Raw genomic sequence first — 23700 nt, forward strand, 5'->3', positions numbered from 1 at the left:
TGGGATTCTTGCGAAATGCATACATATGACATTTCAACTCTAAAGCGGGGCGATATAATTCTATCCACTAGTGCTGAAAAGCTAAGTGGAATTATTCGCAGGGCAACGAAGAGCCAGTATTCACATGCGATGTTGTATGTAAAAAATACAGTTGTGCACGCAGACGAGGACGGTGTATTCACGACAAATCCGCAGCGCAAACTATTTCCAGCGAACACATCGCATGTCTATCGCTTGCAAGGGGTGGATGACCTCGCCATCAATTCGGCATGCCAATTTGCACTCAATCTTAGTGGCTCGATCTATTCGATACCTGAAGCGATCTTGTCAGCTGCACTAAGGAAAAGTGAGGTAAAAGCGATTTCGGACCAGCAGTATTGTTCCCGCTTAGTGGCTCAAGCGTATGCGAGTGCAGGGATTCACTTGGTCAGGAATCCAGACTACTGCTTTCCTGGAGGACTTGTCGACCATTCTGCAGCGAAGATCGTTCATGGCGCAACGCGGCCTGCAACCCCGGCGGAACTGGCGCTGGCGGAGACGATAGATACCGTAAAAATCCATCAAGAAAATACATACGCTTGGCTTCGGCCATTTGCGGAGCACGCGCGGCAAAACGGATTTGCCGTAATGACCATCAAGGAGGCGTTTGAGGCTACTGTCGCCCACCCTGAGCTAGATTCGATTCTAGCCCACTTGCTGGAGCGCAGCGGATACCTGGAGGATTTCACACTAGATCGCTTGGCGAATCCACACCGGTACGATGATCGGGTGTTTTCAAAACTACTTTCCAAGAGTGACGGTTCTCCCTACAAAATTCTGCGGGATGAATACGTTATTGGGGTTGATATTTTCAATAACTCCTTCAGTCACTATATGCAGTTTAGGCAAATCGTCACGCTACGATCATTTGTGTTACTCGCTAAGCTGCACAGGCAACGGATGATCCAGGCAAGGGACAGGATGAAGTCCATCATGACCCTTGGCGCCTCCGACCTGGAACTCTATGCAAAGGTGAAAGATGCGTGGTCCAAAATGCGAGCCGTACTTATAGATACGGAGCAATAACACTCAGTTCGACGGTTTGAGTGCTTTTTCTGCAAGACAAAAGTGCCTGTCTTTTGCGTGGCAACCAAGTGCCGGATCTGGCTCGTCAACTACAAATTTGTGGCGCCTCGGCGCACGTCGGTCAAACTGATGGGAGCCGCGCCCGGGTCCGCTGCCGGCTAGATCAGCACCTGCCGGGTACTGCGCAGGAACTGATGAATCTCCTTCTCGACCGCCTCGTCCAGCATGTACACCGGCCGCTGGCCATTGGGGCAGCGAAGCGTCGGCGTGGTGCCGAACATGCGGCAGATCAACGGCCGCTCTTCGTAGACCTCGCAGCCGTTCCTGCCCAGATACGGGCAGCTCAGCTCGGCCAGCGCGGCGGCATGCTCGGCATCGCTCTTGACCGGCAGGCGCGCCACTTCCTCGCTGGAGGCGGTGACCGGGCCACAGCAGTCGTGGCATCCCACCACGCAGCGGAACGAGGGAATCTGCTCGCGCAACCGCTGTATCGCGTCGCGGTTGGTATAGGGCATCGGGATGGGCCTCGGCGGCATCAACGGGAGGTCATTTTACAACCGTGGCGCCCGGGGCACGCATCAGGCGCCGGCCGGACCCGTGTCAACAAACAGGAAAACGGCCTTGGCCCGTCGTTGACACCCGAAGGCAGACCATGCCCCTCTCCTTCTCCGCCCCCACCCCCATGAACCGTTCTGCTGTTGCTTCTGCTGGTCGTACCGTACTGGTCGTCGAAGACGAGATCGAGCTCTCCCGGCTGTTCATCGAAGTGCTGAACGAATCGGGTCATACGGCGATTGCCGCCTATTCCGTGAGCGATGCGCTCAGCGTCATCGCCCACCAGCGCTTCGATGCCGCCATTCTGGATGTCGAGCTCCGGGACGGGCCGGTGTTCCCCGTGGCAGACCGCCTCGCGGCCCTGGGAACGCCCTTCCTGTTCGCCTCGGCGGTGTATTACCAGGTCGTGCCACGCGCGCATCAGCAGGTGCCGTTCGTGAGCAAGCCCTTCGACGTCAAGGTGCTGCAGCAGCGCGTCGAGGAGGCACTGACCCGGCGACCGGCGTCATCGGGTGGTGTAAAGGCAGCCGGCGACTGAGATCGGCGACGGGTCGCTCTCGATCCGATCCGCTACCAGCGCGATGACCTCGATGCCATCACCGTGCTCCTCGGGCGCGGTTTGGACCACTCGCATCCCGCCCGGCGATGCCTCTGCTCCCCGGCCCTCCAGTTCCAGCGTCCCGGTGAGTTCCCTGGCAACGTCCGGATCATCGAACGCCGCGACGATGGAAATGCGCGACAGGATCAACCGGGTGGTCTCCTGCCCGAAGACACGCACAGGGGCCGGCAGCCGCATTTCCGCGATGACACCCATCATGTTGCCCGGCGGCATGCCATCGGCCTCACCTTCCGTGGCGATCGGTTGCCAGCCCGCCTTCGCTTCCCCGCTGTCTTGAACGTCGCGCATGGCGAACGCCAGCGTCCTGAAGGCCTTGCGATCAGCCTTGCAGTTGACCAGCTTCAACGCCTGATTGATCTGCGTCCGGGTGGGGACCGAGGTGCGGGCGGGGTTCGAGGCCAGCGCCATCGGCGCGTAAGCGAGTCCGATGACTGCCAGAAGCAGCGCGGAGGTCAGAGTGCGGGGATTCAACGGGGAGGATCCTGTCTGTGGCCGCCTAGTGTAGCGACCCTCACTCACCACGGGTTTTGCCCACCGCGAAGGTGATACGCCGCGATACCGCGAGGCAGAGCGCCCGCAATACGGACGCCCTGCCCTCGACCCTCAAAGCGTCGCCTGCGCCTGCAGCGTGAACACCCAGCTGTCCGGCCGGCTCTCATACGCCCCGGGGCGCGCGACGTACTGCACCGCGGGCCGCAGGATCAGCCACGGCGTGACCTGCACGCCGTAGTTCAGTTCAACGAACTGCTCGTTACTCTGCACGTCCTTGCCGGTGATGCGCTGGTATTGGGCAAGCCGATCGGAAATGTCCAGGCGGGTCCACGCCAGGCTGAGGACATCATCCTCGCGCGATGCCACCACGCCGCGCCAGCTCAGCCCGGCTTCCCACGAGTACCGCATCAGGCCGGTCCTGGCATCCGCACGTGTCGCCACCCCGAACACTGACAGCCCGCGCACCGTGTCGCCCTCGGGCTTCAGAACGCGCTGCGCCAGCTGGATGTATGAGCCGCTGCGATGGGACGCGCGCGGTGCGGCCGGATTGCCGATGTCGTCGGCGTTGGACGTGTCCAGGTAATAGCCGACCTTGTAGGTGCCGCCGTAATGCTCCCCGGTGTTGCCGTGGCTGTAGCCCACTTCCACGGGCAGGAACAGGCCGGTCTTGCCACGATCGGACACGCGGAACCCGCTGTTGGCCTGTTTGCGCATCGGAACGACATCGTAGATGCCGGTCTGCGCGTACCAGCCCGAGGGATCGGCCCACTTCACCCGCAGGCCCCACTGGCCGGTCGGATTGTCCAGCCAGCCGGAGCTGTAGATCGGTCCCAGCGGATGGCCGCATTGGCCGTTGTTGTTGAAATTGCAGGTGTACGGCAAGCCGCCGAAGTCGTTGCCCATCGAGTAGAACCCACCCTTCAGGCTCAGCCGCTTGTCCAGCAGCCACCGCTCGTAGGAGAGCTCGTTGAAGCGCAGGTTCTGCCCCTGGCCATAGAAGGCCTGGTTCTGCACATAGGAGCCGGTCGAACGGTCATTGACCGCATTGCCGAAACGGTCGGAGAGCACTACGCGCATCGTGCCGTCGAAGCCGAAGGCCTTGCCGGTATCGATCAGGGCGCCAACATCGACGTGTTCGGCGGTGGACCAGCCGGTCCCTTTATAGCCATCGCTGTTGACACCCGTGGCGATCACGATGCGGGCGCTCGGCGTCACGCCACGGTCCTGCAGCCAGATCCGGGCCGCCCAGTCGGCACTGAGCGGCGTCTGGGCAATGGTGTCGACGGGTTTGGGTTTCGGGGCGTCCGGGTCGGCCGCCCACGCCGGCACGCTGGCCGCGAATGCCACCAGCGCGAGGCTGGCCAGGAGAGACGTGCGCTTCATGCCGAGGCCCTCCGCTGCGTGCGTTTCTTCCAGGCGCGTCGCAGCAGCAGGATCACGCCTATGAAGGCCGCAAGCCCCAGGATGAGCAGCGGCAGCCACAGGCGTGCGATCTTGGCCAGCAGCGGCTTCTCGCCGCCGTCGCGGATCAGCGCGACCTCGGCTTCCGTGACCTGGTCGCCGGGGCCAAAGCTCGTCCGCACGTAGCTCGCGACGGCCGCGACGTCGGCATCGCTCAAGGCCTGGACGAACGAGCCTTCCGAGAAATGCGGCATCAGCACGTGCTCGCCATCCACTTCGCGGTCGATGCCGCCGATGATGGTGGCCACGAGATTCTGTGGACGGGCCATGCCCACGGTGCTGTTGTGCACCAGCGACGGGTAGTAGCTGTCCTGGCTGCCCTCGCCTCGCGAACCGTGGCAGCTTGCGCAGAGGCCGGAGTACAGCACCGCACCGGACGCGAGGGGGGCGTCCGTGCCACGAACCGGCTGCTCGCCCGGTGTGTTAGCGGCATCGCCCCAGGCAAACGCAGCACGGGTGGCGTCCTTGTCCGCCACCGCCGGCACGGTGCGCAGGTAGGTCACGATGGCACGGATGTCCTCATCGCGCAGTTTGGAAAGGCTGTTGGTCACCGCCTCGGCCATGCCACCGCCCGCCTGTCCCTTGCCGGCCACACGGCCGGTTTTCAGGTACTGGGCGAGCTCTTCATCGGTCCAGCCGCCGATGCCACTGATCGGGTGCGAGGTGATGTTCGGCGCGTACCAGTCGCCCAGCGAGCCACCAGCGAACGCCTTGCCGCCCACTTCCTGCATCATCAATCCGCGCGGACTGTGGCAGCTCGAGCAGTGTGCCAGCCCTTCCACCAGATACGCGCCGCGATTCCACTGCGCGTCTTTTGCTGGATCGGGCTGGAACGGTTTCTTGTCCAGGAACAGCAGATTCCACACTGCCATGGACGAGCGGACGCTGAAGGGGAACGGCAGTTCGGTCGCGTGGGCCTCCTCATCGACCGGCGCCACCGCCTGCATGAAATACACGTACAGCGCGTGGATGTCCTCGTCGGTCAGCTTGGCATACGAGGTGTACGGCATCGCCGGATACAGATGGGCACCGTCCTTGCGCACGCCCTCGCGGACCGCCTTGGCAAAATCGGCCTCGCTGTAGTTGCCGATGCCGTGGCTCTTGGACGGGGTGATGTTGCTGGCCCAGATCTCGCCCAGCGGCGAGGCGATCGCGTAGCCGCCCGCATACGGTTTGCCCTGCTTCGGGCTGGTATGGCAGGCCACGCAATCCGCCGCCACGGACAGGTAGCGCCCGCGCTCCACCGTATCGTCGGCGCGCACGGTCTGGCTGAGGCCACCCAGCAAAGTCATCGTGATGAGCAGGAGGGTCTTCATGCCGCACGCTCGATGGCATCGGCCGCGCGCAGGGCCAGCGCGGCCATGGTCAGGGTACTGTTGACCACGCTGGCCGAGACCATCGCGCTGCCGCCCGGCAGCCACAGGTTCGGGTGATCATGCGCGCGGCAATCGCCGTCGACCACCGAGTCACGCGGATCGGCGCCCATGATGGTCGAGCCCATGATGTGGTTGTTTGCGTTGAGCGCCGTGGTGATCACGAACTCTTCCGCATTGAACAGCGTGCCGATGTGCCGCAGCTGCTCGCACGATTTGTCGTACCCCTTGCGCGCGTAATCGCCCAGCGAGTAATGGATGTCCGGGCAGGCCAGGCCGTGGCCGTCGACCCGGGTCTTGGACAGCGTCAGCCGGTTGGTCGGGTCGGGCAGCGGCTCGAGGCTGATCGACAGGTCCACCCCGTAGATCGCGCGGCGGCGGATTTCCGCGTCCAGAGCCTCACCGGCCAGCCCCATCTTCAGCGCCTGGTCGGTGGCGATCGCCACGCGGCTGATGTTGTTGAGGATGATCTTGGTGGCCGAGTACTCCGAGCGGAACGCGCCGTCGCGCGGCCCGACCATGCAGCTGGACTGCGCCGGCCCGCGCCCCAGCCAGATCGGCCGATCGGCAATGAACGAGCAGTGGAAGCCGGAGTGGTCCAGCATGTTGCGCCCGACCTGATCGGACGAATTGGCGATGCCGTTCGGGTTCTGTTCGTTGGCCGCGAGCAGCAGCAGGCGCGGCGTCTCCAGCGCATTGCAGGCGATCACGAAACTGCGGCCGGTGGCCTTGTGGCTGACCTTGTCGCTGTCATACCAGTGGATGGCGGTGACCCGGTTCTGTGCGTCGGTGTCGATTCTGTACGCCACGGCTTCGGCCAGCACCTTGGCGCCCAGTGCCTCGGCGGCCTCGACGGTATGCACGCCGTTGTACATCGCCCCGATCGGGCAGATCGGCTGGCAGTTGTTGTTGCCACAGCAGGCGGGGCGATCGTTCCAGGGCTTGATCATGCGCCCCTGCGGGATCGGCACCAGGTTGTAGCCGTGCGGATTGACCACCTCGGCGAATACCTTGTCACCGTTGCCCCAGGGAATCATGTCGGCCAGGTAGGGCTTGGAGCGTTCCGATGGGCTCTGCTGCGCCGGATCGTTCGGCCCGGAGACGCCCATGGCTTCTTCGGCGCGGCAGTAATACGGCTCGATGTCCTCGTAGCTGATCGGCCAATCGCGGCCGACGCCGTACGCGGACTGCATCTTGAAGTCGACGGGCAGATGGCGCCAGCAGGAGGCCGCCCAGTGCCAGGTGGTGCCACCGACCGCTTTGATGAAGCCCTGGTGGAAGCTGCTGGCATCGGGGCCGGTCAGGCCGACGTAATCGTTGGCGGGAAAATACAGGGGTGCCGTCGCGAACTTCGATTGCGGATACGGCCCCTGGAAGTCGCTGCCGATGCGCCGTTCGAAGCTGGCGTTGCGCCAGTTCTCGACCACATCGGAACGGTTCAAGCGCGGGCCGGCCTCCAGGACCAGGACGGATTTGCCGGCACGCACCAGCTGGTGGGCGATCAACGCACCGACGACGCCCGAACCGACGATCACGACGTCGGCATCGGCGTCGCCATCACGGAAAACCGGAGCTTTCATGAGAGGGATTCCAGAGCTGTGAAAAGTGTAAGAGGACCGCGCAGGCTTATGCGTGGGCTCGAATCGGGGCCGGCGGCGCGGCGGTCCACCAGGCGGGTCCGCCCTGGACGTAGGTCGGGGGGGAGAGGCCGTCGTCCACGCAGCGCTGCATGAGCGCATCGCGATAGGACACGGTCACGGCATGCACGCCCTTGCCCACGGTGCCGGTGTACCACGCGGTAATGATCGCCAGCGCTGCGGGCCTGGCCTCGCCCGCGGCGGCGACCAGCGCAGTGGCACCACTCACCTGCCCGGCCAGCGTAACCAGCGCGGGGAACTGCGCATGCAGCTCAGGCTGAAGTTGGGCGAACGCCTTTTCGATCCGGTCGGCCGTGGCCGGGTCCAGATCGGTCTTGCCGGTCAGGGCATGGGAGAGGTCGAGGAAGGCGGTATCGGCCTTGGCCGCAGGGGGCGTCGCAGCAGCGGTGGCCACTGGGGGCGCTTTGTCACCGCAGGCCGCGAGCAGGGAAGCCGAACCGACCGCAAGCAGGAAGCCTCTTCGTGTGAGGCCGTGCCCCCGCCGATTCTCGTCCAATCCCTCGGGAATACTCATGATGTGAACTCTGCTCCGTAACACGCCGGCTCCCCGCCCGTAGACCACGGAACGGCTAAGCATCGACGGCGGCAAGGGTACTCCATGCGCTTGTCATCACAGAGTGATCATCGGGGTGATCACGCATCGCCAACGGCGTCGGCGCTACAAACCGGGTTCCTCATCACCGCCGGAGAATCGCTATGCGAATCGTGTTGTTGAGTGCCGTCGCGGCGCTCGCGCTGTCGGCCTGCAGCCAGGGCGAGCGTACCGAGCAAGGCAAGCATGCCGACGCGATCGAGCAACCTGCAGCGGCCACCGCGCCTGCGGACGACGCGTCCGCCCGCAACGTGCCCGGGGGCGGCAGTGGCACGGCGGCTTCCGAAGAGCAGGACTCCGGCCATGGCACCGAGACCTCCGCGGAGCCGAAACACGCGTCGCCGCCGAAGCCCTGACCCGTCATGACGCCGCTCGATAAACCGTTGCGCCGGGAAGTCCTTATTGGCGAAGAGAGCTACACGCTCACGATCGACCCGGAGGGCCTGAAGCTGGTGCCCAAGGGCAAGCGGAACGGTCTGACCCTGAAATGGACGGACCTGGTGAACGGTGACGCGGCCCTTGCCACCGCGCTGCAGGCCTCGCTGTCGGCCGGTTGAGTGCGCCGGCCATGGGCCGGTCAGGGCGCGCCTGCGTTTTCGGCCGCTGAACATCCGATCCGGCATCAAATCCCAGGATCAGGGACAATACCCGCCCACCGTCTGCCCCGGCCTGCCGGCGAATGCCCGCCCAGGCGGCCATTGCGCGGCCGTCCATGCCTGCCTTCCTGCCGCTTTTCCGGATCCGAATTGAATACCACCGCCCTGCCCCTTGCCGATGACGACCTGCCCCTGACCGACCGCCTGCGCACCGCGCTGGACCTGCTGGAGGCCATCGAAGCCGACCGCAGCGTGCTCGATACGCTGCCGGAAGCCGACCGCGTCCGCCTTCACCAGGTCGTCGCCAAGGTCTACCACCCCGAGCCCAAAGCCCGCCGGGCGAAGCTGAAGCAGCAGGCCAAGGTGCGTCATCAGGAGAAGGTGGCCAAGGCGGAGGCACTGCTGGAGCAGACCGGCATCCGCGCCCTGCGCCGCAAGCCGGTGTTCAGCACCCCGAACTATTTCCCGCCGCACGCCGCGGGCCTGCACGACGCCTCCAACGGCGAGAACGCCGCGGCCACGCCGGAGCCGGTGCATTCGCCCGAGCTGCGCCACTGCTATGTCTGCAAGCAGAAGTTCACCCAGCTGCATCACTTCTACGACCAGATGTGCCCGGCCTGCGCCGAGCTGAACTTCTTCAAGCGCACCGAGACCGCCGACCTGACCGGTCGCGTCGCGCTGCTGACCGGTGGGCGGGTCAAGATCGGCTACCAGGCCGGCCTGAAGCTGTTGCGTGCCGGTGCGGAACTGATCGTGACCACGCGCTTTCCGCGTGACTCGGCCGCGCGGTACGCCGAAGAGCCGGATTTCGCCGAATGGGGTCACCGCCTGCAGGTCTACGGCCTGGACCTGCGCCACACGCCGAGCGTGGAAGCCTTCTGCAACGAGCTGCTGGCCACGCGGTCGCACCTGGATTTCATCATCAACAACGCCTGCCAGACCGTGCGTCGGCCGCCGCAGTTCTACGCGCACATGATGGCCGGTGAAACCGCTCCGCTGCAGGAGGTGCCCGATACGCTGCGCAGGCTGATCGGCGATTACGAGGGGTTGCGCAGCGCCGAGCTGCTCGGTACTACCGGGTCGGCCGCGCTGCCGGTGGTTCAGGGTCGCGACTTCAACGCCGCCAATGGCCTGACCCGTGCGGCCGAGCTGTCCCAGGTGCCGCTGCTGGACGATGAGCTGGTGGCCCAGCAGCACCTGTTCCCGGACGGGCGCCTGGATCAGGATCTGCAGCAGGTCGATCTGCGCGGCCGAAACTCCTGGCGCATGCTGATGGCCGAAGTGCCGTCGGTGGAACTGCTGGAAACCCAGCTGGTCAACGCCATCGCGCCGTTCATCATCAATGCGCGCCTGAAGCCGCTGATGCTGCGCACGCCGGGACGCGACAAGCACATCGTCAACGTCTCGGCGATGGAGGGGCAGTTCTACCGCAACTTCAAGACCACCCGCCACCCGCATACCAACATGGCCAAGGCCGCGCTGAACATGATGACGCGCACCTCGGCGGCCGATTACCAGAACGACGGCATCCACATGAACAGCGTCGACACCGGCTGGGTGACCGACGAGGATCCGGCGGATATCGCGGCCAAGAAGGTCAAGGAAGAGCGCTTCCACCCGCCGCTGGATATCGTCGATGGCGCCGCGCGCATCGTCGATCCGATCATCCACGGCATCAACACCGGCGAGCACGTCTGGGGGCAGTTCCTGAAGGATTACGCGCCCACGGACTGGTAACTGCATCCGGAACGGCGTTTGGCGCGTATGGAATGGACAGAAGGCCGCTGGCCCCCGCCCCCATCCGATACGACATGAGTCCCCCACCCTCCCCTCTGGATGAAAGACGCGCGGTGCTGAGCGCCATGCAGGTCGACAGCGTGGCGTCGCTGCCTGCGCTGGACCGGCTCACCGCGCTTGTTGGCTACACCTTCAACGCGCCGGTGGCGTTCGTCTCGGTCCTGGGGGATGTGAAGCAGCGCTTCCTTTCCCGAATCGGTCTGCCCATGGCGCAGACCGATATCCGTTCGTCGATCTGCACCCACGCCGTCACCGCCGACGGTGTCCTGGTCGTCCCGGATCTCGAGCAGGACGCTCGTTTCCGGGACAACCCGCTGGTGACCCACAGTCCCCACCTGCGTTTCTATGCGGGCGCGCCGCTGGTAGCCAAGAATGGCGTCGCCATCGGTGCGCTGTGCGTCATGGACACTCGTCCGCGCACCTTTGACCTGCGCGATCAGGAACAGTTGGCCACCTTGGCGGAGCTGGTGATCGCACAACTGGAGCTGCGCAACCTCTCCGGCAACCTCGATCCGGTCAGTGGCCTGCCCAGCCGGCACCAGTTTCATGCGGATCTGCCGGGCATTCTCTCGCGCTGTGCGGATGGAAGGGCTTACGCCGTCGCGGTGGACGTGCTGGATATTCCGCGCGCCAACCAGGTGGGCCAAGTGCTGGGGCTGCGCCCGTTGGAAGCACTGATCCGGCGTGCCGGCGTCCGTCTGCGCACCGCGCTGGAGGACGTCGCAAAGGTGTACCACGTCGGGGTGACCCGCTTCGCGTTCGTGGTCGACATGCCGACGGCAGGCCATGTCGAGAGCCTGGTCCTGGAGCTGAGGACGCGAATGCTGCGCCCGTTGATGGCTGCCGCGGTACCGATGTCCCCCCGCTTCCATGCCGGCATCTGTGCCGTCGATGCGGATGAGCAGGACAGTCACGACGTGCTGCGACGACTGCTGGTCAGCATGCAGGGCGCGTTCGACGCTCGCCAGGCGCTTTGCTGGTACTCCGAACAACGCGACGAACGGATGCACCGCGCCTACCGGCTGGCCTCGGATGCCGAGCGCGGGCTGCAGAACGGTGACTTCCATCTCGACTACCAGCCCCGTTTCACCCTCGACGGTCGGCGCCCGGTCTCGGCAGAAGCCTTGATCCGCTGGAGCCATCCCACCCTGGGGCCGATCAACCCGGGCGAGTTCATTCCGGTCTTCGAGCGGACCGCACTGATGGACGAGGTGACCACCTGGGTGCTGGACACGGCGCTGGATCAAGTCCAAGCGTGGCGCGCCCAGGGACAGGACATTCCGGTCTCGATCAATCTGTCCAGCAGTTATCTGTCCAACGCATCGGCATGGCATGACATCCGCAGCAAGCTCGAGCACAGGGCGCTGCCGTTCTCGATGATCGAACTGGAGATCACCGAGGGCGAATGGCTGCGTCCGGGGTCACCGGCGATCGACCACATCGCGGCGATGGCGGAGGCCGGCATCAAGGTGGCGATTGACGACTTTGGCAGTGGCTACAGCAACTTCAGCTACCTGTCAGACCTCCCGATCCACACCGTAAAGCTGGACAAGTCGCTGATCGATGGCATCGCCGACAATCGGCGCGCACGCGCCAAGGTGTCCGCCATCCATCATCTGGCCCATGAGCTGGGCTATCTGACGGTGGCCGAAGGGGTCGAGCAGGAAACGCAGATGGACGTTCTGGCCGACATGGGGATCGATGAAGTCCAAGGCTATCTGCTTGCGCGGCCCATGTCCCCGGCCGCGGTGAGGCAGGTGTTCGAACAGGGCGCGGGCGTCAGAGCTTGAACACCTGCTGCAGCTTGCGGGCGAACCAGCCACTGAAGACCAGCGGCGCATCCAGCGCTGAAACGCAGATGCACGCCACCCCGGGGGTGGTCACCGGCTGATGTTCGACCTCACTGTCCAGATCGGCCACATCGCCCGGTGCGAAGTGCCCCAGTGAATCGTCATAGGCACCGCGGAGGATCTGGGTCAGCTCGCTGTTGCCATGGCTGTGCATGGGCAGGCATTTACCGGGCGCGATCTTCAGCATGATCAGCGACGGCAGGTCCGGGGCGCGGATGCAGTGCACACCCGGCGCCATCCACCGCCATTTGAGCGCGCGGTAAGACGTCCCGAAATGCGGTGCAAGCGCGGAAGGCAGCCGATCCGGATCGTGCGTGCCCACCCGGCTGCGCTCGACCTCAACCGGCGCCACCGCGGGCGGCGTCGGCGCATCCAGCCTGCCCAGCATTGCCTCCCGCAGCGCCGCCTGCCGATCTTCTTCCGCTGGTGGCGACCCTTGCTGCTCAAGCAGCACCCCACCCAGGCGCTCCGCCGAGCGCAGCTGCTCCCGGCACTGGGGGCAGGACTCCAGGTGCGCGGCGGCAACCACGGACATCTCCGCTGCCAGCGTGCCGGTCGCAAACGCGAGCACGGTGGCCGGATCCAGGTGGTGGCGAGGATTCACCGCTTCTCTCCCATCAGCGACTGCAGTTGCAGAAATGCCCGCCGGATGTGTGATTTGACCGTTCCCAGGGGCATGTTCAATTCGTCGGCGATCTCGGAATGGGTCTTTGCTTCGAAGTACGACATCCGGATCAGCCGTGCCTGTGTGGCGGAAAGTTCGTCCAGCCGTTGCTTGAGCCGGACGTGCTCGGTGTGCAGCTCGGCCAGGGAGCCCCGCCCGTCATCCTGCTCGGCAGCCTGCTCGACCACCTCGTGGGCATGCACCCAGATGTGTTCCCGCCGCACGCGGTCGATATGCAGGTTGCGGGCGATCCGGTACAGCCAGGTGCCCAGGCCGCTCCGGGACGGGTCGTAGAGATCGGCGCGGTTCCACAGTTTCAGCAGAACCTCCTGGGCGAGGTCCTCCGCCACCGCCTGAGGCGCTCCCAGTCCACTGAGGTACCGGCACAGGCGCGGCATGAAGTGGTCGTAGATGCGCATGAAACACTCACGGTCACGCGCGCCGGCCACCGCGGCCACATCCGCAGCCCAGGTCTTCAGCTCCGCAGTGTGTTGCGCGGGAATGGCACTCATCCGGGCCGCCTCGAAAGGCGTCAACCTTGCAGCAGAGGGGTCGGCGTCCATCGTAGGCCAGTTCCGGGCGATCGGCGACTTGGGGTTCATGGCCGGTTGTACGGGCAACGGGGCGGATTGGATGCAGGCGCCTCTGCCGGTGCCCTGGCTGCTGATATAGTCAGCCGAGCATGGCGGGCACGGTGTCCGGCCACGAATCGCAGGGAGTGGGTCATGGGTCTTCGTCAGGCAGTGGCAGGGGCAGTCGGTGGCGTTCTGGCCGACCAGTGGAAGGACTTCTACACCGTGCCGACGGGCCTGCCCTCCACGGCAGCGCTGTTCGCGGCCGTGCCGCGCGGCACCAATGCCGGCCGCGGGTCGAACACCAGCGCCTCCTCGAACATCATCACCAACGGCTCGAAGATCGTGGTGCCTGAGGGTTACGGCCTGCTGCTGTTCCAGGACGGCGCGATCACCGGCTTCGTCGCAGAACCCGGCGGCTACGAGTGGCGCTCGGACGATGCCAATTCACAGTCGATCTTCGCCGGCGACGGCTTCGTCAGCCCCCTGATCAAGCAGAGCTGGGAGCGCTTCAAGTTCGGCGGCCAGCCGGGGTCGCAGCAGGCGGCCTTCTTCGTCTCGCTGAAGGAACTGCCGGACAACCGCTTCGGTACGCAGTCCGAAATCTACTGGGACGACGGCTTCCTCGGCACCCAGGTCGGCGCGGTCACGCGCGGCTCGTACACGCTGAAGATCATCGATCCGATCCTGTTCGTGAAGAACTTCGTGCCGGCCAGCTACCTGCAGCCGGGCCAGGTGTTCGATTTCACCGATCTGGACAACGCCGCCGCCAGCCAGCTGTTCAATGAAGTGGTCGGCTCGCTGGCCCCGGCCTTCAGCCTGTATACGAACGATCCCGGCAAGGGCAACCGCATCACCAAGCTGCAGCAGGATTCGCTGGGCTTCGCGCAGAGCCTGTCCGCTGCCGTCGAGCAGGGCTACCAGTGGAAGTCCGATCGTGGCCTGGCCATCGTCAAGACCGCCATCGTCTCGATCGAGTACGACGCCAACACCCGCGAACTGCTCAAGACCGTGCAGCGCGCCGATGCCCTGGCCGGCTCGCGCGGCAATTCCAACCTGCAGGCCAGCGTGGCCCAGGGCATCCAGTCGGCCGGTGAGAACGGCGGCGCGGCGGGCCTGGTCGGCGTGGGCATGGCCTCGGGCATGCTCGGGGTCGGTGGCATGCAGCAGCCGGTCGCTCCGGCAGCGGACGATCCGGTCGCCAAGCTGAAGAAGGCCAAGGAGATGCTGGACCTCGGCCTGATCACCCAGGACGACTACGACACGCTCAAGGCCAAGGCGCTGGGGCTGTAAGACACCGAGCGCACCGACACCATGTCCGACCCCAAGATCCCACCGCCGATCCCGGCGGTTCCGCCGCCGTTGCCGCCTTCCCCGGCAGCACCGGTCACCGGCCCGGGCTCGCCCCGGGACGTGCCACCCCTGCCCGGTAGTTTTCCACTGGACCGGGAGACCCTGCCCCAGCCCATCCGCGATGAGGTGCAGGCGCCCGATCCGGTCGCGCTGGACACCTCGGCGGCCGAGCTCAAGGACGGCCTCAACCGCTGCCCGAAATGCGGCTCCAGCGATATCCGTCTCAAGCTGGGCAGCGACCTGCTGGTCTGCCAGTTCTGCCGTCACGAATGGCATGGCGACCGCGTGGAGGAGGCCTTCGGGTTCGGCGAAGGCATCGGCGAGCTGCGCGGCACGGTGGTCGCCTCGGGTGCGCGCGACATCGAGGCCGATACCGCCAGCCTGATGAGCTTCAAGTGCACCGGCTGCGGTGCCGAAGTGACGATCAACACCGAGAGCACGATGACGGCGCGCTGCCACTGGTGCCGCCATGTGTTCGGGGTCAACGAGCAGATTTCCAATGGCGCGGTGCCCGATGCGGTGCTGCCGTTCCATATCAGCAAGGACGATGCGGTCGCCCGCATCCGCCAGTTCGTGGACAAGCGCCGTCTGTTCGCGCTCAAGGCGTTCAAGGACCAGTTCACGCCGGAGAACGTCACCGGCGTCTACCTGCCCTACATGATCGTGGACAGCAACGTCAGCGCCAGCGTGTCCGGCAAGGGCGAAATCCAGACCCGGCAGTACACGCGCGGCACCGAGAAGAACAAGCAGACCTACTACGACGCCGATGTCTACCAGGTGGATCGCCAGGTGGATTTCACCGTGGACGATCTCACCATGGAATCCTCGGCCGAACGCGGCAACCTGGATACGCAGGCCAATACCAACAACATCATCAACGCGATTCTGCCGTTCGATACCAAGAACGCGCTGAAGTGGAACGCCTCCTATCTGGCGGGCTTCACCTCGGAAAAGCGCAACCTCGACGTGGAGAAGCTGCGACCGCGGCTGGAAGATCAGCTGCTGTCGATCGCCCGCGCGCAGGTCGAGGGCTCGGTGCGCCGCTACGATCGCGGTGTGCGCTGGGAGCGCGAGCGCGTGGATGTGCACGGTACCCGCTGGGTGTCGATGTACCTGCCCGTGTGGCTTTACTCGTATCACCAGCCTGGCCGCAACGGCGGGATGCTGCACTACATCGCGGTGAATGGCCGCACCGGTGAAACCATGGGCAGCGTGCCCGTGCAGCAGTGGAAGCTGCTGCTGGCAGCGCTCACCACCGGCACGATCATTGAAGCCCTCGTTCTCTTCTTCCTGGTAGCTGCCTCATGAGCGATGACAGTGGACTCTGGTTGCTTGCCGCCGGCCCGGCCGGTGCGACGGCGTTGTACTGGGCGTTGTACCGGTACTACCGCAACACCGACAAGTCGCATGCGTTCGAGCATGAAACGACCATTGAAGCCAAGCCGGTGACAGGCGCGGACCGCAAGGTCGATACCGTGACGGGGACGCAGGAGCGACGCATCCGGGGTGACAACGTGGGTGCCTATCGGACACGGGTGCAGCGCGACAGGGACAGCCCGCCACCCTTGTGACGCGTCACGGGCGCGTCTCGACGAACCCGGGCGGTATCATGTGGCGTCAGTTTTCCGTAGGACGCCCCCATGCGCACGCTCTACCCCGCGATCACGCCCTTCCGCACGCATCAGGTGCCGGTCGATGCCCTGCATACCCTGTTCGTCGAGGAGTGCGGCAACCCGGACGGCATCCCGGTGGTGTTCCTGCACGGCGGCCCGGGCGCAGGCGTATCGCCGGTCCATCGGCGCTTCTTCGATCCGGTGCGCTACCGCATCGTGCTGATCGACCAGCGCGGCAGCGGCCGCTCCACGCCGTTCGGTGAGCTGCGTGACAACACTACCCAGCACCTGGTGGCCGACGTCGAGATCATCCGCACCCTGCTCGGCATCGAGCGCTGGCTGGTGTTTGGTGGCTCGTGGGGGTCCACCCTGGCGCTGGCCTATGCGCAGGCCCATCCGGACCGCGCGACGGGCGTGATCGTGCGGGGCGTATATCTCGGCCGTGCCGAGGAAAACCGCTGGTTCGCCGAGGCCGATGGCGGTGCACGCTGGGTGTTCCCGGAGCGCTGGGCGCGCTACGAGGCGCATATCCCCGAAGCGGAACGCGGCGACATGATCGAGGCGTACTGGCGCCGGCTGGACAGCCCCGACCAGGCGACGCGCATCGCCGCGGCGCAGGCCTGGCTCGGCTGGGAAGATCATGCCGCGACCCTGGCGCACGACGTCGATGCGGTGTCCGGGGATGACCCGCTGCACACGCTGGCCAAGGCGCGCATCGAGGCACACTACTTCCGCAACCACGCCTTCCTCGATCATGGGCAGCTGCTGCGTGATGTCGACCGTATCCGGCATCTGCCGGGCGTGATCGTGCAGGGCCGCTATGACATCATCTGCCCGGCACGCAGCGCGTGGGACCTGGCCTGTGCCTGGCCGGAGGCCTCGCTGCAGATGGTGCTGTCCGGCCACAGCGCGATGGAACCGGCGACCGCCGATGCCCTGGTGCGCGCGACGGATGCGTTCGCAGAGCGCCAGTAAGGAGTCGTAGTGGATTCGATCTACCTGGTGGTGGCGCTGGGCGCCATCGTGGCGGGCTTTGTGCAGGGGCTCTCGGGCTTCGCGTTCGGGCTGGTGGCGCTCTCCTTCTGGGCCTGGGTGCTCGACCCCAAGCTTGCGGCTACCCTCTCGGTGTTCGGTGCACTGACCGGCCAGCTGCTGGCGGCGTTCACCGTGCGCCGCGGCTTCAATCTGAGGACCCTGCTGCCCTTCGTTCTGGGCGGACTGGCCGGGATTCCGCTGGGCGTCTACCTGCTGCCGATGCTCGACATGAACTGGCTCAAGGCCATCCTGGGCACCCTGCTGGTGCTGTGGTGCCCGGCCATGCTGCTGTCCCGCCAGCTGCCACGTGTCACCGCGGGCGGGCGCGCAGCGGATGGCGTGGTCGGGTTTGCCGGCGGCATCATGGGGGGACTGGGCGGTTTCACCGGTACCTTGCCGACGCTGTGGTGCACGCTGCGCGGCTACGAGCGTGATGTGCAGCGCTCCATCGTGCAGAACTTCAACCTGTCGATGCTGCTGGTGACCATGGGCACCTACGTGGGCACCGGCATCGTCACCCGCGAGATGCTGCCGATGTTCGCCATCGTCGCGCCGGCCATGCTGATTCCTACACTTCTGGGTACACGCCTGTACATCGGCATCAGCGACGTGCGGTTCCGACAGATCGTGCTGAGCCTGCTGACGGTCTCGGGGATTGCGTTGCTGGCGTCGTCGCTGCCGGCACTGCTGGGCTGGCGCTGAGGCTGAGGTTGGGGTTGAAGCGATAAGGCTAAAGCGGCAGGCCGTTGCTGACGACGTGGGCATGTCCTAAACGCGACGACATCCGCCCATATCGCGAGAGACGGGACACTACGCCCGTCCTACGCTTGGCGTCCTGTTTTCGCGCCACGGTGCCAACTGCCCGGCCCAACTCCGTGGGTAACCCCCGTTCCCGATCGTGCCCCCATGACAACTGAAACCACTGCCCCACCCCTCGTCCCCACCGAGCGGATAGCCCCCGCGCCCAACCAGGGCTTCGCCATCCGCATCGTCGGCGCCGCCGCCTTCGCGCACCTGCTCAACGACATGATCCAGGCGGTGTTGCCGGCGGTCTATCCGATGTTCAAGGCCCAGTTCTCGCTGACCTTCGGGCAGATCGGCATCATCGCGTTTGTCTACCAGCTCACCGCCTCGCTGCTGCAGCCCTGGGTGGGCATGTACACCGACAAGCGGCCGCTGCCCTATCTGCTGCCGTCCGGCATGATCGCGACCTTCGTCGGCATCGCCCTGATGGCGACGGCGACCCGTTACGAAATGCTGCTCGTCGCCGCGGCCGTGATCGGCATCGGTTCGGCCACCTTCCATCCGGAGGCCTCGCGCGTGGCGCGGATGGCCTCGGGCGGTCGCTTCGGTACGGCGCAGTCCACCTTCCAGGTCGGTGGCAATACCGGCTCGGCGATCGGCCCGCTGCTGGCGGCGGCCATCGTCATCCCGCACGGGCAGCGTGCGATCGCGTGGTTCATGCTCGCCGCCGCGCTGGCCATCACCGTGCTGTTCCGCCTCACGGGTTGGACCATCCAGCACGGCCAGGCCAAGATGAAGGGCCTGGCCAAAAGCCACGGCATCGGGTTGAGCCGGGGCAAGGTGATCCAAGCGATCGCGGTCATCGCGGTGCTGATGTTCGCCAAGTTCGTCTACATCGCCTCGTTCACCAACTACTTCACCTTTTACCTGATGGAACGTTTCGGCCTGAGCGTGCAGCAGAGCCAGATTTACCTCTTCATCTTCCTGGCCTCGGTCGCGCTCGGCACCTTCATCGGGGGTCCGGTCGGGGACCGGATCGGGCGCAAAGCGGTGATCTGGATTTCCTTCCTGGGCGTGGCCCCGTTCGCGATCGCCCTGCCCTATGCCAACCTGATGGGCACGGCCGTGCTGGCGGTGGTGATCGGGCTGGTGATGTCCTCGGCGTTCGCGGCGCTCGTGGTGTATGCGCAGGAAGCCGTGCCGGGGCGCGTGGGCATGGTTTCGGGGCTGATGTTCGGCCTGATGTTCGGCATCGGCGGTATCGGTGCCGCGGGGCTGGGCAACCTGGCGGATGTGCACGGCCTGGTCTGGGTCTACCACTTCACCTCTTACCTGCCGCTGCTTGGGCTGGCGACCGCGTTCCTGCCGAAGACCAGAATGCCGTGACCCCCATCGAACTGCACTACACCCTCACCCCGGCGATGACCCGGCTGCGCGTGGCCGAGGCCTTGGCGCATGAGGCCCGAAAGGATGCGGCGTTGCTGGATGCGGTGGCGCGCGGGCAGCCAGGTGCACTCAAGCTTCTGCTGTTGCTGCCGTTTCCTGTGGCCAGCGCGTATCTGCTGCTGCAACGCGATGCGACATCCACCACGATGGTCACCGCGGTCGTGCTTGCACTGCTCACGCTGCCGCTGTGGCGTCTTGCCGATCGCCTCCTCGCGCCACTGCACCGGCGCATCGAGATGCGGGCAGGCAGGCACGCCGGCCGTCTGGGTGCGCTCAGCCTGCGCTTGGCCGAGATCACCTTGCGCACACGTCTGGCGTCGCAGGAAGGCAACTACGTGCTCCGCTTCGATGACCACGGCTTCCGCCTGGGCCGCGACCCTCAGCCCCCGGTGACGTTGGCCTGGACCGAGATCGTGCGCGCGGCCGAAACCGAGCACTTCCATCGCATCGCCTGCGCAGCGCTGCATCGCCGCGGCAAGGCCTACTGGATTCCAAAGCGGTCCGAGGCGATGGAGCCCGCCGCCTTCCAGCAAGGTCTCCAGCTGTTCCTGGAGAGGATTCCTGCGGCCGCCTTCAGTGAAAAAACTGACTCGGCAGCTGCCCGAAGCGTTTCTTGAACATCGCGGTAAACGCGCTCGGACTGGCATAGCCCAGCGAGAGCGCCACGTCGATCACCTTGTCACCGTGCGCCAGCGCACGCAGGCGCGGGTCGGTCGCCTGAGGCAGGTGCAGCGGCAGCACCGGGCTTGCTTGGTAAGGCCTGGGCGCACGGTTGCCGCGCACAAGCAGGCAATGCCGACAACCTTTGGGCGTCGGTGTACACAGCTGCCTTGCCTCGCCACTCTTGACATAAACCCCACAAAAAATTGCACCTGCACGCTCGAGAGCATGGCAGTTCTGTCACAGAGTGACGCTTTCACCACGTCCGGAACTGCGGAGTGCACTTCCCAGTTCATCGCAGCGGGGCCTCGCTGCTGGCGGAACGGCTTGTCTCCCCTATCCTCGCGACCTCTGAAAGCCGGGGGCGAGACCAAAGCCAAGACGTATTTGATCAGCTCGTCGTCCTCCGTGCTGTCCATCGTCAAGGAGACGACATGCGGTATCACCACCTCCGACGCCGAGGGCTCCACGCCCTGGCTGCTCTTGCACTGCTGGCGCTCGCTCCCACCAGCTTTGCACAGACCGTGAAATGTGGACTCTTCGTCAGTGAAACCGGGAGTGCCAAGCTGCAGCTGGACGCTCCCGATCGTGGACGGCAACTTTCCGAGTACGACTCTGACAAGTCGTTTGCACTCCAGTCGATCGACGGCCAGCTGAGCCTGGTCAATCTCAGGTACGGTCTGATCAGTACCGTGATGATCAGCAGGAACGGTCGTGAGCTGAGTGTGGATGACAGGCACTACCGTTTGAGCAAGCCTGCGCAATGTCAGGCGGTCATCCCGCATCCCGAGGGAAGCTGCCTGGCCGATCCCGCCGGCTGTCTTGCTGATCTCCACGAGAAGGACATCACGGAGCTTGAAGCGGGCTGCAATGAAGGCGTGCCTGCGCTGTGTTCCCGGTTGGTGGAGAAGTACAGGCAACTGGAACAATCCGACGAGGATGGGGGACTTTCGGAAATGCAGATTGCCGCCGCACGTGCCTATATGGAGAAGGCCATGGCGGAAATCGATATCCCGGCAAGTTGCCGCGAAGAGTCTGAGCACGCGGACGAGGCCGCATGCTTGAAAGTCATGGAGGCTTCTCCGGAGCTCGTGCAGAAGGTCAACGATGCTCTTCTCGGTGCATCTGCAGCGGCGGGGATGGTGGGGGTGCTGTCCCGCACCTCACAGCCGCCCTTGTCGCCTAAACACTTGGCCAATCTTCTCGCATTCTGCGAACAGACCAAGGATGGTGATTTCTGCACTGAAGTGGCCCAGCAGCACTGGGATGCGAACAAGCTGGTAGACGCCACGTCCGCACTGGCGCTGGCGTGCACAGGGGGTAGCAGCAGTGCCTGCACCATGGCGCCTGCACTTCAGCAACTGGGGGCGGAACTGGTTCCGCAGGCAGCGGAGACCATCCCGTGCGGCGAGTATGTCTCGCAACGTGCACTCATGGATACCCTGTCATTCGGCGACCGGGGCCTGGTCAAGGCGGGCTTTGGCCAGCTGCGTGCCCGGGTTGAGGATGGCGCTATCCGCATCCGGCATGAGCGGGGCGGAGATTTCGTTCTGAAACAGTTGCCCAACGGCGATCTGCTGGGCATGGACGAGTGGACCCGTTTCCAGCGATTCAAGCGCCAGCCTGATCAGGGCGGCCAGGCTCGTTGCATGCCACCGGTTGATTTCAACGAGGTACCCCTGGTGCAGGATTGCCCGAAGGCCCTGGTCGATGGAGGTGCCGAGACGTGCTGCGCAAGCGGCAAGTTGCAGGGCTGCAACGTGCTTGGTACGCGGCTGGGGTTGAACGGTCAGTGGCAGCAGGCAGCCGAACAGTATCTCAAGGTTTGCCGTGCAGGCATTCGCGAGGGCTGCGAGAACCTGGCCAGCGTGCAGGAGAACAGCAGCACGGTCGATGCGCACAGCATGCTTCAAGAGGTATGCCAGGCTGACTCCAGTGGCCGCCATGTCGCGTGCGACCTGCTGGAGACACGCAATTGGGGGCTGATGGTCATCGGCGGTGCCTTGCAGCGCGCATTGGAGGAGACGCTCCGTGACGAGGACATGGACACGGATGCCGACGAGGGAACTGCTCCAGGAAAGCGGACACCCAACCATAAATAGTGCCGCCGAGGCGTCTGCGGCCCGTGCGCCATCCTGTTGCAAACGCGTCCTCGCAAATCTGGCCTACTAGCTGGGCCACGACGCAATACGCCGAAAGTGCCGACCTGGAGCTCAAACATGCACGCTGCCCGATCACTGGCCCTGCTGATCCTTCTGCTGCCAGGCCCAGGAAAGCAGACGCAGGCCTATGGTGCGACTTCATTGCTTCCTGCTGGCACGTCTATCGCTGGATGCGCAGGGAGTGAGTACGGCTGCGCTGAATCCCGTACTCGCCTGGAGGCAGCTCAGTGCATTCAGGGGCTGGAAGCCGCTGGCGATCAGGGCGACGTTGACGCGGCGTTTGCGCTCGGGACCATGTATGAAGCGGGCCTCCATCACGCGCCGATCAGTCGTATGCTGGCCCGGCACTGGTTTCATGTTGCTGCCGAGGGCGGGCACGCAGAGGCCCAAGAGCGACTGGATGGAATGGATCGCTACGCGGACCACGACTTCTAGAACTACTTCACCATCGATCACCAGTACCCGGTCATCCACGTTCGCCCTGGAGCTTCGGGCCTATCAGGATGGGTTGATGCGTCAATGGAAGAACTGACTCGGCAGCTGCCCGAAGCGCTTCTTGAACATCGCAGTAAACGCGCTCGGACTGGCATAGCCCAGCGAGAGCGCCACGTCGATCACCTTGTCACCGTGCGCCAGCTGCTCCAGCGCACGCAGCAGGCGCGCCTGTTGGCGCCATTGCCCGAAGGTCATGCCCAGTTCGCGCGCGCACAGGCGCTGGATGGTTTTGACGTCCACGCCCAACCGGGTGGCCCAGTCCTGCAGCGTGGACGGATCTTCCGGGGTGGACTCCAGCTGCCGGCCGATCACCCGCAGGCGCGGATCGGTCGGCTGCGGCAGGTGCAGCGGCAGCACCGGCAGCATCTGCAGCTCATCCAGGATCAACTGCATCAGCCGCCCATCGCGTGACGCCGTCGGGTACGGCGTCGGTACATCCATGGCGGCGTGGATCAATGCGGCCAGCAGCGGCGTCACCGAGACCGTCGATGCGCTGGCCGGCGGTTGGGCGATCGCCTGCGGCAGGATGTACAGGCTGCGCATGCCGACCGCGCCGATGCAGCTGACCTTGTGCCCCATGCCGGCCGGAATCCAGATCGCGCGCGTGCTGGGTACCACCCAGCGCCCTGCCCCGGCCTGCACCACCAGCACGCCGGATTCGGCGTAGACCAGTTGATGGCGGTCCGGGTGGTGATGCAGCGCGATGATCGTGCCCGCCGGATACTCGCGCGCCCGGCAGAACACCGGGGTCTCCGGGCCGGCCGGCAGTCGCTTGCCCTCGCCGACGCCCGGGGCGATGTCCCTTCTTCGATATGGCATGGCAATACCCTTCAAAACAACCTGCCAGGCGACTGTACCGCCTCAGGCGCATTTTCGGTATCGGCGCCGGCCAGCTATC

24 protein-coding genes and 1 pseudogene are annotated in these 23700 nt (G+C 65.0%); 15 read left to right on the forward strand and 10 right to left on the reverse strand.

The annotated features are described in order from the left end of the window. Positions 1-15 precede the first annotated feature (15 nt). Positions 16-1065, forward strand: coding sequence for a YiiX/YebB-like N1pC/P60 family cysteine hydrolase (locus AB9O74_RS03010; protein ID WP_369348368.1), 1050 nt, complete (start codon positions 16-18; stop codon positions 1063-1065). 158 nt (positions 1066-1223) lie between these two features. Here the strand turns inward: AB9O74_RS03010 and AB9O74_RS03015 are convergent, their stop codons facing one another. Beyond that, positions 1224-1580 (reverse strand): YkgJ family cysteine cluster protein, encoded by a 357-nt coding sequence (locus AB9O74_RS03015; RefSeq protein WP_346477304.1) that lies wholly within the window; start codon positions 1578-1580, stop codon positions 1224-1226. 137 nt (positions 1581-1717) lie between these two features. On the opposite strand from AB9O74_RS03015, the gene AB9O74_RS03020 reads away from it, so the two are divergent. Next, entirely contained in the window at positions 1718-2158 is a 441-nt protein-coding gene (locus tag AB9O74_RS03020; RefSeq protein ID WP_369348369.1) for a response regulator, read from the forward strand. Here AB9O74_RS03020 and AB9O74_RS03025 read toward each other — a convergent pair. From AB9O74_RS03025 to AB9O74_RS03045, 5 genes are all read right to left on the reverse strand, one after another. Then, positions 2126-2710, reverse strand: coding sequence for a hypothetical protein (locus AB9O74_RS03025; protein ID WP_369348370.1), 585 nt, complete (start codon positions 2708-2710; stop codon positions 2126-2128). The genes AB9O74_RS03020 and AB9O74_RS03025 overlap by 33 nt on opposite strands. 132 nt (positions 2711-2842) lie before the next feature. Continuing rightward, entirely contained in the window at positions 2843-4114 is a 1272-nt protein-coding gene (locus AB9O74_RS03030) for a carbohydrate porin (RefSeq protein ID WP_369348371.1), read from the reverse strand. Further along, complete coding sequence (locus AB9O74_RS03035; protein ID WP_369348372.1) at positions 4111-5508, reverse strand: cytochrome c; 1398 nt, start codon at positions 5506-5508, stop codon at positions 4111-4113. The genes AB9O74_RS03030 and AB9O74_RS03035 overlap by 4 nt, the downstream gene beginning before the upstream one ends. Continuing rightward, positions 5505-7145: a GMC family oxidoreductase gene (locus tag AB9O74_RS03040; RefSeq protein WP_319206139.1), complete on the reverse strand. Its 1641-nt coding sequence runs from the start codon at positions 7143-7145 to the stop codon at positions 5505-5507. The genes AB9O74_RS03035 and AB9O74_RS03040 overlap by 4 nt, the downstream gene beginning before the upstream one ends. A 46-nt stretch (positions 7146-7191) precedes the next feature. After that, the gene (locus tag AB9O74_RS03045) at positions 7192-7800 is read right to left on the reverse strand and encodes a sugar dehydrogenase complex small subunit (protein WP_369348554.1); all 609 of its coding nucleotides are present in this window, start codon (positions 7798-7800) and stop codon (positions 7192-7194) included. A gap of 119 nt (positions 7801-7919) precedes the next feature. Here AB9O74_RS03045 and AB9O74_RS03050 point away from each other — a divergent pair, with 119 nt between their 5' ends. From AB9O74_RS03050 to AB9O74_RS03065, 4 genes are all read left to right on the forward strand, one after another. Continuing rightward, positions 7920-8171 carry a hypothetical protein gene (locus AB9O74_RS03050; RefSeq protein WP_354273099.1) on the forward strand — a complete coding sequence of 84 codons (252 nt, stop codon included), beginning with the start codon at positions 7920-7922 and terminating at the stop codon, positions 8169-8171. A gap of 6 nt (positions 8172-8177) precedes the next feature. Next, positions 8178-8372, forward strand: a complete 195-nt coding sequence (locus tag AB9O74_RS03055; RefSeq protein WP_369348373.1) for a hypothetical protein — start codon at positions 8178-8180, stop codon at positions 8370-8372. A gap of 189 nt (positions 8373-8561) precedes the next feature. After that, positions 8562-10148, forward strand: a complete 1587-nt coding sequence (locus AB9O74_RS03060) for an SDR family NAD(P)-dependent oxidoreductase (RefSeq protein WP_369348374.1) — start codon at positions 8562-8564, stop codon at positions 10146-10148. A 125-nt stretch (positions 10149-10273) separates the two neighbouring features. Next, entirely contained in the window at positions 10274-11998 is a 1725-nt protein-coding gene (locus tag AB9O74_RS03065) for an EAL domain-containing protein (RefSeq protein ID WP_369348375.1), read from the forward strand. On the opposite strand, the gene AB9O74_RS03070 is transcribed toward AB9O74_RS03065, so the two are convergent. After that, positions 11988-12662 carry a ChrR family anti-sigma-E factor gene (locus AB9O74_RS03070; RefSeq protein WP_369348376.1) on the reverse strand — a complete coding sequence of 225 codons (675 nt, stop codon included), beginning with the start codon at positions 12660-12662 and terminating at the stop codon, positions 11988-11990. The genes AB9O74_RS03065 and AB9O74_RS03070 overlap by 11 nt on opposite strands. After that, positions 12659-13285 carry a sigma-70 family RNA polymerase sigma factor gene (locus AB9O74_RS03075; protein ID WP_176988872.1) on the reverse strand — a complete coding sequence of 209 codons (627 nt, stop codon included), beginning with the start codon at positions 13283-13285 and terminating at the stop codon, positions 12659-12661. The genes AB9O74_RS03070 and AB9O74_RS03075 overlap by 4 nt, the downstream gene beginning before the upstream one ends. A 162-nt stretch (positions 13286-13447) precedes the next feature. Between AB9O74_RS03075 and AB9O74_RS03080 the strand changes: the two genes are divergently transcribed. The 7 genes from AB9O74_RS03080 to AB9O74_RS03110 all read left to right on the forward strand — a co-directional run bounded on the left by AB9O74_RS03080 (position 13448) and on the right by AB9O74_RS03110 (position 20102). Next, entirely contained in the window at positions 13448-14587 is a 1140-nt protein-coding gene (locus tag AB9O74_RS03080; RefSeq protein ID WP_369348377.1) for an SPFH domain-containing protein, read from the forward strand. Positions 14588-14608: 21 nt separating this feature from the next. Then, positions 14609-15955: a TFIIB-type zinc ribbon-containing protein gene (locus AB9O74_RS03085; protein ID WP_369348378.1), complete on the forward strand. Its 1347-nt coding sequence runs from the start codon at positions 14609-14611 to the stop codon at positions 15953-15955. Next, entirely contained in the window at positions 15952-16218 is a 267-nt protein-coding gene (locus tag AB9O74_RS03090; RefSeq protein ID WP_176988869.1) for a hypothetical protein, read from the forward strand. Before AB9O74_RS03085 ends, AB9O74_RS03090 begins: the two co-directional genes overlap by 4 nt. A 69-nt stretch (positions 16219-16287) precedes the next feature. Beyond that, a complete protein-coding gene (pip, locus tag AB9O74_RS03095; protein WP_369348379.1) occupies positions 16288-17235 on the forward strand; it encodes a prolyl aminopeptidase in 948 nt (315 codons plus the stop codon). Between the two features lie 9 nt (positions 17236-17244). Then, complete coding sequence (locus AB9O74_RS03100; protein ID WP_369348380.1) at positions 17245-17997, forward strand: sulfite exporter TauE/SafE family protein; 753 nt, start codon at positions 17245-17247, stop codon at positions 17995-17997. Positions 17998-18201: 204 nt separating this feature from the next. Next, the gene (locus AB9O74_RS03105; RefSeq protein WP_369348381.1) at positions 18202-19425 is read left to right on the forward strand and encodes an MFS transporter; all 1224 of its coding nucleotides are present in this window, start codon (positions 18202-18204) and stop codon (positions 19423-19425) included. After that, positions 19422-20102, forward strand: a complete 681-nt coding sequence (locus AB9O74_RS03110) for a hypothetical protein (protein WP_369348382.1) — start codon at positions 19422-19424, stop codon at positions 20100-20102. Before AB9O74_RS03105 ends, AB9O74_RS03110 begins: the two co-directional genes overlap by 4 nt. Here the strand turns inward: AB9O74_RS03110 and AB9O74_RS03115 are convergent. Continuing rightward, positions 20059-20226, reverse strand: a pseudogene (locus AB9O74_RS03115) (helix-turn-helix domain-containing protein); the annotation flags it as partial. The gene AB9O74_RS03110 and the pseudogene AB9O74_RS03115 overlap by 44 nt on opposite strands. A gap of 353 nt (positions 20227-20579) precedes the next feature. Here AB9O74_RS03115 and AB9O74_RS03120 point away from each other — a divergent pair. Further along, complete coding sequence (locus AB9O74_RS03120; RefSeq protein WP_369348383.1) at positions 20580-22247, forward strand: hypothetical protein; 1668 nt, start codon at positions 20580-20582, stop codon at positions 22245-22247. A gap of 117 nt (positions 22248-22364) precedes the next feature. Beyond that, positions 22365-22742, forward strand: coding sequence for a hypothetical protein (locus AB9O74_RS03125; protein ID WP_369348384.1), 378 nt, complete (start codon positions 22365-22367; stop codon positions 22740-22742). Positions 22743-22823: 81 nt separating this feature from the next. On the opposite strand, the gene AB9O74_RS03130 is transcribed toward AB9O74_RS03125, so the two are convergent. Further along, the gene (locus AB9O74_RS03130; protein ID WP_369348385.1) at positions 22824-23621 is read right to left on the reverse strand and encodes a helix-turn-helix transcriptional regulator; all 798 of its coding nucleotides are present in this window, start codon (positions 23619-23621) and stop codon (positions 22824-22826) included. Between the last annotated feature and the right edge of the window lie 79 nt (positions 23622-23700).

Origin of the sequence: Stenotrophomonas sp. JAG2, from assembly GCF_041080745.1 — a bacterium.
In the GTDB taxonomy this organism is placed as follows: domain Bacteria; phylum Pseudomonadota; class Gammaproteobacteria; order Xanthomonadales; family Xanthomonadaceae; genus Stenotrophomonas; species Stenotrophomonas maltophilia_AA.

What these genes read in the sequence shown, in the direction of transcription:
- AB9O74_RS03010 (WP_369348368.1), top strand. Translation starts at nt 16, where the DNA reads ATGCATACATATGACATTTCAACTCTAAAGCGGGGCGATATAATTCTA.
- AB9O74_RS03015 (WP_346477304.1), bottom strand. Translation starts at nt 1,580, where the DNA reads ATGCCCTATACCAACCGCGACGCGATACAGCGGTTGCGCGAGCAGATT.
- AB9O74_RS03020 (WP_369348369.1), top strand. Translation starts at nt 1,718, where the DNA reads ATGCCCCTCTCCTTCTCCGCCCCCACCCCCATGAACCGTTCTGCTGTT.
- AB9O74_RS03030 (WP_369348371.1), bottom strand. Translation starts at nt 4,114, where the DNA reads ATGAAGCGCACGTCTCTCCTGGCCAGCCTCGCGCTGGTGGCATTCGCG.
- AB9O74_RS03035 (WP_369348372.1), bottom strand. Translation starts at nt 5,508, where the DNA reads ATGAAGACCCTCCTGCTCATCACGATGACTTTGCTGGGTGGCCTCAGC.
- AB9O74_RS03040 (WP_319206139.1), bottom strand. Translation starts at nt 7,145, where the DNA reads ATGAAAGCTCCGGTTTTCCGTGATGGCGACGCCGATGCCGACGTCGTG.
- AB9O74_RS03045 (WP_369348554.1), bottom strand. Translation starts at nt 7,800, where the DNA reads ATGCTTAGCCGTTCCGTGGTCTACGGGCGGGGAGCCGGCGTGTTACGG.
- AB9O74_RS03050 (WP_354273099.1), top strand. Translation starts at nt 7,920, where the DNA reads ATGCGAATCGTGTTGTTGAGTGCCGTCGCGGCGCTCGCGCTGTCGGCC.
- AB9O74_RS03055 (WP_369348373.1), top strand. Translation starts at nt 8,178, where the DNA reads ATGACGCCGCTCGATAAACCGTTGCGCCGGGAAGTCCTTATTGGCGAA.
- AB9O74_RS03065 (WP_369348375.1), top strand. Translation starts at nt 10,274, where the DNA reads ATGCAGGTCGACAGCGTGGCGTCGCTGCCTGCGCTGGACCGGCTCACC.
- AB9O74_RS03075 (WP_176988872.1), bottom strand. Translation starts at nt 13,285, where the DNA reads ATGGACGCCGACCCCTCTGCTGCAAGGTTGACGCCTTTCGAGGCGGCC.
- AB9O74_RS03080 (WP_369348377.1), top strand. Translation starts at nt 13,448, where the DNA reads ATGGGTCTTCGTCAGGCAGTGGCAGGGGCAGTCGGTGGCGTTCTGGCC.
- AB9O74_RS03085 (WP_369348378.1), top strand. Translation starts at nt 14,609, where the DNA reads ATGTCCGACCCCAAGATCCCACCGCCGATCCCGGCGGTTCCGCCGCCG.
- AB9O74_RS03090 (WP_176988869.1), top strand. Translation starts at nt 15,952, where the DNA reads ATGAGCGATGACAGTGGACTCTGGTTGCTTGCCGCCGGCCCGGCCGGT.
- pip (WP_369348379.1), top strand. Translation starts at nt 16,288, where the DNA reads ATGCGCACGCTCTACCCCGCGATCACGCCCTTCCGCACGCATCAGGTG.
- AB9O74_RS03105 (WP_369348381.1), top strand. Translation starts at nt 18,202, where the DNA reads ATGACAACTGAAACCACTGCCCCACCCCTCGTCCCCACCGAGCGGATA.
- AB9O74_RS03120 (WP_369348383.1), top strand. Translation starts at nt 20,580, where the DNA reads ATGCGGTATCACCACCTCCGACGCCGAGGGCTCCACGCCCTGGCTGCT.
- AB9O74_RS03125 (WP_369348384.1), top strand. Translation starts at nt 22,365, where the DNA reads ATGCACGCTGCCCGATCACTGGCCCTGCTGATCCTTCTGCTGCCAGGC.
- AB9O74_RS03130 (WP_369348385.1), bottom strand. Translation starts at nt 23,621, where the DNA reads ATGCCATATCGAAGAAGGGACATCGCCCCGGGCGTCGGCGAGGGCAAG.